We start from the raw sequence: 9,294 nt of genomic DNA, 5'->3' as shown, positions 1-9,294 counted from the left end.
TTTCGGACGCTACTGCAACCGCAGTCACCGCACAAGAGACATTTAAAATATTATGGCACTACATTGCGCGCAGACAGCCGTCAGTCGCCAATAATCAATAACTTAGCGCTGCACTCGCCCGGATTTGGCTCGATTTGTATGGGGAAGTTGACAAATATGGGTTAAGAACGCCGGGTTGAAGAAAGACACCGCAAATGCGGTATCCGCGACCGCAGATACGGTCTGGCATCGTTCAGGAAGTTGTGCTGTGCAGATTGCGCCGAGCCACTGCGAACTTGGCCTGCAGGGTGCGCTCGGTGATGCCCATCGCGTTGCCGTGGTGCGCCACCATCGCGCTGATGATGGCCTCCTGCGTCAGGAAGCTGGAATACGGCATGCCGCTGGGCGACTTGCCCAGCAGCAGCGTCAGTAACCCGCCAACGATGTTCAGGTAGGTCGATTCGCTGCGCGGCCCCGGCGTGTTTGCACGCTCCGTGTCGGCCGCGCAGGCGGCGTGCGTCTTCAGCAGCACCTCGTGCTCGGCGCGCAGCGTCTGATGCACGCCCAGGTGTTCCGCCAGCCGCGCCTTGATCGCTTCCCGCTCGGCCAGCAATGCGCCCACGGTGTCCAGGCTGATCGCCGGATGAAGCGCACGCTCGATCTCATCGAACAGAAACGCCGGTCTCTCGCCGGGGTAGTGGTGCGCCATCCAGGCTTTCAGATCGACGTGCCGCACCGTCAGCGACGGGTCGTCCATCGCGAGGCTCTGCGTGCCCCGCACCAAGCCATCCTTGCCATACCGCATCTCGCCGTGGGCCAGCGCATCGAAGATCCTTTCGGTGTTCAATCGCAGCATCGGCCAGCGCGGAAACTCCGTTGCCTCCGGCAGAGGCCGCTGTCCCAAGGTCGCCAGGATGCGCCGCTCGAAGCGCAGCAATCCACTCCAGCGGATTGCCGCCTCGATCGGGCGGTAGTAGGTTTTCGCGCCATCGGCCAGGCTGCTCGACTTCGGCATATCGCGCGCCTCCATTCGCCATCGAACCGAGTCCAGGCACGCGCACCCGCCGTACAGGCGGCGTGTGTGGCTGTGGACTCTCCGGGCGAAACGAGCAGGTGGCGAAGCGGCGAAGACCGTGGCATCGGCGATGCCGCCGGTTTCGTTGCGAGATGCGCGCCTTGCCGCGCATTGCACCATCACTCACAATTTGCAAGCCGCGAAACATGCTGTCACCAGCGTCATTCGCAGGCGCCATGCCTGACCCGGATACCCAGGCCAAAGTCTTTGCAGGGGAAAAGGCCCGGTAAAGCGCGATCACCTCAACACGCCAGAGCCGATGCGCATACGGCATGCACTGTTGCGCCGCGCGTCTTCCCTGTGACGCGCCACGATGGGCATGCGAATTTCAGCGCAGGATGCCAACCGCAAGCGAGAGCAACGCCTGAGTGCAGCGCGCCCGTGCACCGCGTCAATGGAATTCCGATGTGGCAAAACAGGTCTGGCGCTTTGACCAAAATGGAATCGGCCAACCCGCCTGAAGCAGCCTCATGCGAGCCGTTGCGTATCCAACGGCATATGGCCGACACGCTGCGCACGGTCGATGAAGTGGCGCAGCGGCTCCGCCATCGCGCCCTCGGGATGTAGCAGGTAGGTCGTCAGCGCTGCCGAGCCTTCATCCAGCGGCCGGACGATCACGTCCGCCTGCCGGCGTGCCGCCACGTGCGCCGCGCTGGAAAATCCCACGCCATAGCCGGCCGCCACCAGGGCCAGCATCAGCGAGTGGGTCGTCACGTACTCGGCCACGACCGGCGGTGTCTCCACCCGGCGCAGCAGGCGCTCGCATTGCCGGCTGCATTCCTCACACACCTGCGGGTGGCACAGCACCAGCGGGTAGCTCATCACCTCTTCCAGCGGCACCCGCTTGTGCGCCAGCAAGGGGTGCCGCGCGGGTATGGCCACCACCAGCGGGTCTTGCCACACCGGCGTGGCGACCAGCCCGGTCTCCATCTGGCCGGCCATCGCAAAGGCCGCGTCGTACAGGGCGTTGCCCAGCCCGCCCACCACCTGCGACAGCGGCGCCTCGAACAGCCGGATGCCCACTTCCGGCGCCTCCTCCCGGCACAGCGCGAGCAGCGCCGACAGCCGGGCCCGCCCGACGCAGCCGGCCAAGGCGATGCGCAGGGTGCCCCGGTGTCCCGCCGCCACCGCCCGCGCCTTGGTCCGGGCTTGCTCAAGGGTGAGCAGCACGCGCCGGGCTTCCTCCAGGAACACCTGGCCGGCCGGGGTCAGGCGCACGCCGCGCGTCGTGCGCTCCAGCAGCATCACGCCCAGGCCTGCCTCCAGTTGGCGAATCGTGCGCGACAGGGGCGACTGCTCCACATGCAGCCGCCCCGCCGCCCGGCGAAAGTGCAACTCCTCGGCCACGGCGATGAAACAGCGAAGTCGCCATTTAGCTCAGGGAGGGGTTGCGCCTGGAGTCAGCAGTTGCCCTTCTTTGCCTGGCCCGGCGGGCAGTGATTGCCGCCGTGGCCGCCACCATCTCCGATGTCAATACCGACGCCTGGCAAGCGCAGGCTGCAGCCAGTCATCAACAGAGCCGCCAGCACGACGGCTGCGGTGCGAGTCATCACGGATTGCGCTTTCATTGGAATACTCCTGGATTTCCGCTGGACGCCGAGGGCTGGCGCCTGGGAGCAGTATCCGCCGCTGCGCGCCTCGACGACAGAGGCATCTTCTTCCGATTGAGTCGAAGTTACACGGCAACTGAGGTGCGACAGGATCATCACCAGCGAAGGACGATCCTGTCGAGTCCCCACTTAGCCCGCGTGGTACTCCGCGTCTGCCACTTCGAAGCGCTGCTGAATGGAAGCCGCCGGCTCCTTGCCCATGATGCTCACCACATAGATGGTGATGCTGGCGAGGATGAAGCCTGGGATGATTTCGTACAGTCCGAGACCGATGAATTCCTTCCACACCACCACGGTGATAGCGCCGACCAACATGCCCGCCAGCGCACCGTTGCGGGTCATGCGCTTCCACACCAGCGAGATCAACACCACCGGCCCGAATGCAGCGCCGAAGCCGGCCCAGGCGTAGGACACCAATCCCAGCACCTTGCTGTCCGGGTTTGACGCGATGCCGATGGCAATCAGGGCAATCAGCAGCACCATGCCGCGACCGACCCAGACCAGTTCGGTCTGCGACGCGCCCTTGCGCAGGAAGGCTTTGTAGAAGTCCTGGGTCAGTGCGCTGGAGCTGACAAGCAGTTGCGCACTGAGGGTACTCATCACGGCAGCCAGTACGCCGGAGAGAATGATGCCGGCCACCCAGGGGTTGAACATCAGCTTGACCAGTTCCATGAACACCCGCTCGCCGTTCTCGGTGACCGGACCGGCCAGCGCGGGGTTGTCGGCGAAGTAAGCGATACCGAGGAAGCCCACGGTTACAGCGCCTGCGAGCGTCAGGATCATCCAGGTCATACCGATGCGGCGGGCGTTGGGAATGGTCTTCACCGAGTCGGCCGCCATGAAGCGCACCAGGATGTGAGGCTGACCGAAGTAGCCAAGGCCCCAGCCGAGCAGCGAGATGATGGCGATGAAGGACAACCCCTTGAACATGTCGAAATTCGACGGATCCTGCGCCGCGATCGTGTCCATGGCGGTGCCTATGTCACCCAGCGCGAGGATGACGAATACCGGGGTGATCAACAGCGCGAAGATCATCAGCGTCGCCTGAACGGTATCGGTCCAGCTCACCGCGAGGAAGCCGCCGATGAACACGTAAAGAATGGTCGCCGCTGCACCTACCCAGAGCGCCGTACCGTATTCCATCCCAAAGGTCGACTCGAACAGGCGCGCTCCAGCTACCACGCCGGAGGCGCAGTAGATGGTGAAGAACACCAGAATCACCAGTGCCGAAAAGATGCGCAGCAGGCGACTGGAGTCCTCGAAGCGATGAGAAAAATAGTCCGGCAGGGTCAGGGCGTTGTGATTGTGCTCGGTGTGCACGCGCAAACGGCCAGCGACGAAGATCCAGTTGAGCCAGGCGCCAGCGATGAGGCCGATGGCGATCCAGCTTTCGGACAGGCCCGCAACGAAGATCGCACCCGGCAACCCCATCAGCAACCAGCCGCTCATGTCGGACGCGCCCGCCGACAATGCGGTGACGAAACTGCCGAGGCTGCGGCCGCCGAGGATGTAGTCGTCGAAGTTCTTGGTGGCGCGGTAGGCGGTGAAACCGATAAGGATCATCGCCGCGATGTAGATCACGAAGGTGATCAGAGTGGGGGTACTCACATTCATTGGTTTTGTTTTCCTTGTGCTGCGGGGACCAGGCCCCCCGCCTCCACTGACGAAACGCGAACGCTTGTGGCGCAGCGTTGGCAACGGATGGGTCGGGTTAGCACGAAAGCATAGCGTCTCGATGTGGCCGTTGCTCGTGACCGGGCAGTTTTGACTGAGAAACGTGCGAACGGAACGACCGATGGGGTTGCTGACGTTCGGCGATGCCGCGCTGCAGCTGGTTCAGTGCTTTGGCCAGGCTGCCGGTTTCATCATTCGCGGTCCAGTTCGATGGGCGTGTGGTAGTCACCGCGACCGACCCGCTGGGCGGCTTGAGCCAGCGCGCTCATCGGTCCTGAAAGGCTACGCGCCAGCATCAGCGCCCCCAACAGGGAGCGATCAGGCCAACGAGCGTAATCAGCAGGACCCGCATACTGACAGCGAACCATGGATCGTCGGATTCAATTACCGCTACGCACAAACGGATCGTCCTGGCTACGGTCTCACCCTGAGTAGCTGCACCTTCCAGTGCGGCTCCATCGCACCCCCGAGGAGACCCGCCATGACAGTCAACATCGATACTGCGAACGGCACTTGTTCAACCACTCTCGAAAACGCCACCCATACCTGCGCCATCAAGGACGTGCGAGTCTCGACAGATCCAGCAGCTCGGATGTCCATGGCTCATATCAGCGGCCATAGCGTTCACGTGACCGAAGACATGGCCGAGCATCTGATCGCAGCAGGCGCCAAGGACGATCGCAAGAACCTTGTTGTCGACGACTAAGCACGCCACATCAGCCGTCGCCGACCAGCGGTTAACGGTTGGTCGCGGATAAAAAAGAAAACCCCGCTGCCGGAATGCCGGCAGCGGGGTTTTTGGTTACTGTCCGGGTTCGATGCGATGCCAAGCGCGATGAAGGCGATCAGCAGCACCATCGCCCGGCCGACCCAGACCAGCTCGGTCTGCGAAGCATCCTTGCGCAGCATGGCCTTGTAGAAGTCCTGCGTCAGGGCGATGAAGCCGATCAGCAGCATGGCGCCGATGTAGATCACGAACGCGATCAAGGTGGGAGTACTGATGCTCATCTTGATCCCTCGTTAGTTGTTGTGGATGGGCGCGAGGGTATTCCCGGTGCCACCTGGCAGAGGGCCGGTGCCGGACAGGCCACAGCCACCGAACGGCTGCGCACCGACCACCGCGCGCACCTGGTTACGGTTGACGTAGAGGTTGCCGACCCGCGCCAGCGCTTCGATGCCGGCTGCGGTTTCCTCGTTGCGGCTGTGGATACCGAGGGTCAGGCCGTATCCGGTGGCGTTGGTGTCGGCGACGACCTTCTCCATATCTGCCGCATCGAAGCGCACCACGTTCGCCAGCTCGGCTACCTTGATCCGGCGCGCCAGATTGCTTTCGATATGCGCATCCAGGCGCGCGATGTCCAGTGGCCCTTTCGGCGGGTGTGTCGCCTCGCCAAACACCCGCAAGTGCAACGCACGCAACAGCACACCACCCAGTGCCCGTGCCAGCGACGGGTCGCTGCCATAACGGGCCAGTTCGGCGCCCGCGTAATCAGCAGGTTGTGGAAGTCGGCATCCAGCACCGGATAACGAGGCGTTTCGAACAACTGCGCCAGCCGCCGCGGATCGTCGGCGCTGAGGTCCTGCTCATCGAGGTCGATGATGAGCATGCGGTTATCACCCTTGCCGGCGAATTCGTGTTCGGCGTATCCCGGCACCAGGCAGGCCCGCATACGGCACACCTCACCGCCCGCGCCGTCGACCTCAAACGCGGCACTGCCCGACAGCGACAGTACCAACTGGTGGTAGTCGTGCGCGTGTTCGTGAACCTTGTCATCAAGGCGCAGCAGACGGGCGTTGAGCATGGAGGGGCACCGCGCTCTACCGGAGGCGCTGGCGCTTTCCCGGCCAGGCCGGAAAACGGCAAGGGCTCAGATAGATTGAAATCATTCCAACGATACCCATCTAAGGAGCATGTACTCGAGACAGGTGCCTCATGAACGACGATAGCAATCAGGAATTCGAGCAGAGCGTATCCTCCACCGGGCTGGTTCTGCCCGACCAGGATCAGCCGGACAAGCTCTATGTGATCCCGGTGCACAACCGGCCGTTCTTCCCGGCGCAGGTCCTGCCGGTCATCGTCAACGAGCACCCTTGGGCGGAAACGCTCGAGCTGGTCTCGAAAACACCCCATCAACGCCTGGCCCTGTTCTTCATGGATACGCCAGCCCAGGACGTCACCAGCTTCGATCCGGATGCCCTGCCCGAACACGGCACGATGGTTCGCATCCATCACGCCTCCAAGGAAGGCGGCAAGCTGCAGTTCGTTGCACAGGGCATGGCGCGGGTGCGTATCCGCGGCTGGCTGCGGCGTAAACCCCCGTACTTGGTGGAAGTGGACTACCCGCAAAGCGACGAAGACCCACGAGACGAGGTGAAGGCCTATGGCATGGCGCTCATTAATGCGATCAAGGAACTGCTACCGCTCAACCCGTTGTACAGCGAAGAGTTGAAGAACTATCTCAACCGTTTCAGCCCGAACGCGCCGTCGCCGCTGACCGATTTTGCCGCCGCCCTGACCACGGCGCCGGGCATCGAGCTGCAGGAAGTCCTGGACACCGTGCCGGTGCTCAAACGCATGGAAAAGGTGCTACCGCTGCTGCGCAAGGAAGTCGAGGTCGCCAAGCTACAGAAAGAGCTGACCGGCGAGGTCAACCGCAAGATCGGCGAACGCCAGCGCGAGTTCTTCCTCAAGGAGCAGCTGAAGATCATTCAGCACGAGCTGGGCATCACCAAGGACGATCGCAGCGCCGACGCCGACGAGTTCCGCTCGCGGCTGGAAGGCAAGGTGGTACCTCCCGCCGCACAGAAGCGGATCGACGACGAGCTGACCAAGCTCTCGGTGCTGGAAACCGGCTCGCCGGAGTATGCGGTAACCCGTAACTACCTGGACTGGGCCACGTCGATGCCCTGGGGGCTGTACAGCAAGGACAAGCTCGACCTCGAACATGCTCGCAAAGTGCTCAATGCGCATCATGCCGGCCTCGACGACATCAAGAGCCGGATCATCGAGTTCCTCGCCGTCGGCGCATTCCGCGGCGAGATAGCCGGCTCCATCGTGCTGCTGGTCGGCCCGCCAGGCGTCGGCAAGACCAGCATCGGCAAGTCGATCGCCGAGTCGCTGGGCCGCCCCTTCTACCGCTTCAGCGTCGGCGGCATGCGCGACGAGGCCGAGATCAAGGGCCATCGCCGCACCTACATCGGTGCCCTGCCCGGCAAACTGGCGCAAGCACTCAAGGAAGTCGAAGTGATGAACCCGGTGATCATGCTCGATGAGGTGGACAAGCTGGGTAGCAGCCACCAGGGTGACCCAGCGTCAGCCCTGCTGGAAACCCTCGACCCAGAGCAGAATGTGGGTTTTCTCGATCACTATCTCGATTTGCGCCTGGACCTGTCCAAGGTGCTCTTCGTCTGCACCGCCAACAGCCTCTATTCGATTCCCGGCCCATTGCTGGACCGCATGGAAATCATTCGCCTGTCCGGCTACATCACGGAAGAGAAACTGGCGATCGCCAAACGCCACCTCTGGCCGCGGCAGCTGGAGCGTGCTGGCGTGCCGAAGAATCGTCTGGGGATCAGCGATAGCGCGTTGCGCAGCCTGATCGAAGGCTATGCTCGGGAAGCCGGGGTACGTCAGTTGGACAAGCAGCTCGGCAAGGTAGTGCGTAAGGCAGTGGTCAAGCTGCTCGACGAGCCAGAGAGCAAGATCAAGATCGGCCCGAAAGATATCGAGAGCTACCTGGGCATGCCGTTCTGGCATCCCGAGCAATTGCTTGCCGGGGTCGGCGTGGTCACCGGCCTGGCCTGGAACAGCATGGGAGGCGCAACGTTGCCCATCGAGGCAACACGCATCCATACGCTCAACCGAGGTTTCAAGCTCACCGGCAAGCTGGGCGATGTGATGAAGGAGTCGGCCGAAATTGCCTTCAGCTATGTGAGCTCGCATCTGAAGGAATTCAAAGGCGATCCGGAGTTCTTCGATCAGGCCTTCGTGCACATGCACGTGCCGGAGGGCGCGACGCCGAAGGACGGGCCCAGTGCTGGCATCAGCATGGCCAGCGCGCTGCTCTCGTTGGCACGCAACCAGGCGCCCAAGAAAGGCGTGGCCATGACCGGCGAGCTAACCCTGACCGGGCTGGTGCTGCCGATCGGTGGGCTGCGCGAGAAGGTCATCGCGGCGCGGCGCTTGAAGCTTAACGAACTGATCATCCCGGAGCTGAATCGCGGAGATTTCGAGGAGCTGCCGGACTATCTGAAAGAAGGCCTGACGATGCACTTCGCCAAGCGCTTCAGTGACGTGGTCAAGGTCTTGTTCTGATACCGGATCAGGGGCCGAGACCGGCGGCACGGTCCCTTCCGCTTGCGTGCAGCCCGTCGCCGTTGCGAATGGCTTTACCCACCGGCCCTGGCGCCTTATGGTTTCCACCGACGCCCGAGCGTTTTCTTTCTTCCCTCTGGAGCCGGTCGCCCATGCCTCTCGCCCGTTTGCTGTGGTTCGCCCCGTTGTTCCTGCTGGCCGGTTGCGCCAGTACGCCGCCTAGCAGTATCGCGCTGAACGACGATGCGGACTGCCCGCTGACCTTGCAGCCCGGTCAGATGTTGATCCTGAGCCTGCCAAGCAACCCCACCACAGGTTACCGCTGGAACCTGCGCGAGGTTTCGGCCGAGCAGCTGAAAAGCCTTGGCCCGGAAGTATTCAGCTCACCGAAGTCCGACGTCATCGGCGGCGATGGTCTGTCCACCTGGCGCTTCGAGGCAGCCGAGGCCGGCAGCGGCCGCCTCTATCTCGCCTATCAGCGCCCCTGGGAAACCGACACCGAGCCGGCCGGGCTGTTCGACTGCCGAATCGAAGTGCAATAAGACGTGGAGTAGCCGGGCACGAGGATCGACCGTCCACTTCGCGACGGCCATCGGCATGGCTTTCCGCTACAATGCCGCCCCTGTTTTCCAGCCTGCCCA

7 protein-coding genes and 4 pseudogenes are annotated in these 9,294 nt (G+C 62.9%); 3 read left to right on the top strand and 8 right to left on the bottom strand.

From position 1 onward, the window contains the following. Nucleotides 1-232: 232 nt before the first annotated feature. The 5 genes and pseudogenes from NA637_RS08480 to NA637_RS08460 form a co-directional block, all read right to left on the bottom strand. Nucleotides 233-994: an ATP-binding protein gene (locus NA637_RS08480; RefSeq protein ID WP_256071851.1), complete on the bottom strand. Its 762-nt coding sequence runs from the start codon at nt 992-994 to the stop codon at nt 233-235. 528 nt (nt 995-1,522) lie between these two features. Continuing rightward, nucleotides 1,523-2,419, bottom strand: a pseudogene (locus tag NA637_RS08475) (LysR family transcriptional regulator); the annotation flags it as partial. 35 nt (nt 2,420-2,454) lie between these two features. Beyond that, nucleotides 2,455-2,622, bottom strand: a complete 168-nt coding sequence (locus NA637_RS08470; RefSeq protein WP_256071850.1) for a hypothetical protein — start codon at nt 2,620-2,622, stop codon at nt 2,455-2,457. Between the two features lie 171 nt (nt 2,623-2,793). Further along, nucleotides 2,794-4,278, bottom strand: a complete 1,485-nt coding sequence (gene putP, locus NA637_RS08465; protein ID WP_256071849.1) for a sodium/proline symporter PutP — start codon at nt 4,276-4,278, stop codon at nt 2,794-2,796. Between the two features lie 251 nt (nt 4,279-4,529). Then, nucleotides 4,530-4,634, bottom strand: coding sequence for a HAMP domain-containing protein (locus NA637_RS08460; protein WP_256071848.1), 105 nt, complete (start codon nt 4,632-4,634; stop codon nt 4,530-4,532). 185 nt (nt 4,635-4,819) lie between these two features. On the opposite strand from NA637_RS08460, the gene NA637_RS08455 reads away from it, so the two are divergent. Next, nucleotides 4,820-5,044 (top strand): DUF3203 family protein, encoded by a 225-nt coding sequence (locus NA637_RS08455; RefSeq protein ID WP_073300986.1) that lies wholly within the window; start codon nt 4,820-4,822, stop codon nt 5,042-5,044. Between the two features lie 98 nt (nt 5,045-5,142). Here NA637_RS08455 and NA637_RS08450 read toward each other — a convergent pair. From NA637_RS08450 to NA637_RS08440, 3 pseudogenes are all read right to left on the bottom strand, one after another. Next, nucleotides 5,143-5,346: pseudogene (locus tag NA637_RS08450) on the bottom strand (sodium:solute symporter family transporter); the annotation flags it as partial. Between the two features lie 48 nt (nt 5,347-5,394). After that, nucleotides 5,395-5,628: pseudogene (locus NA637_RS08445) on the bottom strand (aldehyde dehydrogenase family protein); the annotation flags it as partial. Beyond that, nucleotides 5,623-6,140, bottom strand: a pseudogene (locus NA637_RS08440) (AraC family transcriptional regulator); the annotation flags it as partial. The pseudogenes NA637_RS08440 and NA637_RS08445, both read right to left, overlap by 6 nt. Before the next feature lie 131 nt (nt 6,141-6,271). On the opposite strand from NA637_RS08440, the gene lon reads away from it, so the two are divergent. Then, on the top strand, nt 6,272-8,653 hold the full coding sequence (gene lon, locus NA637_RS08435) for an endopeptidase La (RefSeq protein WP_256071847.1): 2,382 nt from the start codon (nt 6,272-6,274) through the stop codon (nt 8,651-8,653). Between the two features lie 152 nt (nt 8,654-8,805). Further along, on the top strand, nt 8,806-9,195 hold the full coding sequence (locus NA637_RS08430; RefSeq protein WP_256071846.1) for a protease inhibitor I42 family protein: 390 nt from the start codon (nt 8,806-8,808) through the stop codon (nt 9,193-9,195). Nucleotides 9,196-9,294: the final 99 nt, after the last annotated feature.

The sequence above is a fragment of the Stutzerimonas stutzeri genome (assembly GCF_024448935.1).
GTDB lineage: Bacteria > Pseudomonadota > Gammaproteobacteria > Pseudomonadales > Pseudomonadaceae > Stutzerimonas > Stutzerimonas stutzeri_AO.
This window is presented reverse-complemented; position numbering and strand designations above follow the sequence as displayed.

Coding starts and splice junctions, on each gene's coding strand:
- NA637_RS08480 (WP_256071851.1), bottom strand. CDS start 994: ATGCCGAAGTCGAGCAGCCTGGCCGATGGCGCGAAAACCTACTACCGC.
- NA637_RS08470 (WP_256071850.1), bottom strand. CDS start 2,622: ATGAAAGCGCAATCCGTGATGACTCGCACCGCAGCCGTCGTGCTGGCG.
- putP (WP_256071849.1), bottom strand. CDS start 4,278: ATGAATGTGAGTACCCCCACTCTGATCACCTTCGTGATCTACATCGCG.
- NA637_RS08460 (WP_256071848.1), bottom strand. CDS start 4,634: ATGCTGGCGCGTAGCCTTTCAGGACCGATGAGCGCGCTGGCTCAAGCC.
- NA637_RS08455 (WP_073300986.1), top strand. CDS start 4,820: ATGACAGTCAACATCGATACTGCGAACGGCACTTGTTCAACCACTCTC.
- lon (WP_256071847.1), top strand. CDS start 6,272: ATGAACGACGATAGCAATCAGGAATTCGAGCAGAGCGTATCCTCCACC.
- NA637_RS08430 (WP_256071846.1), top strand. CDS start 8,806: ATGCCTCTCGCCCGTTTGCTGTGGTTCGCCCCGTTGTTCCTGCTGGCC.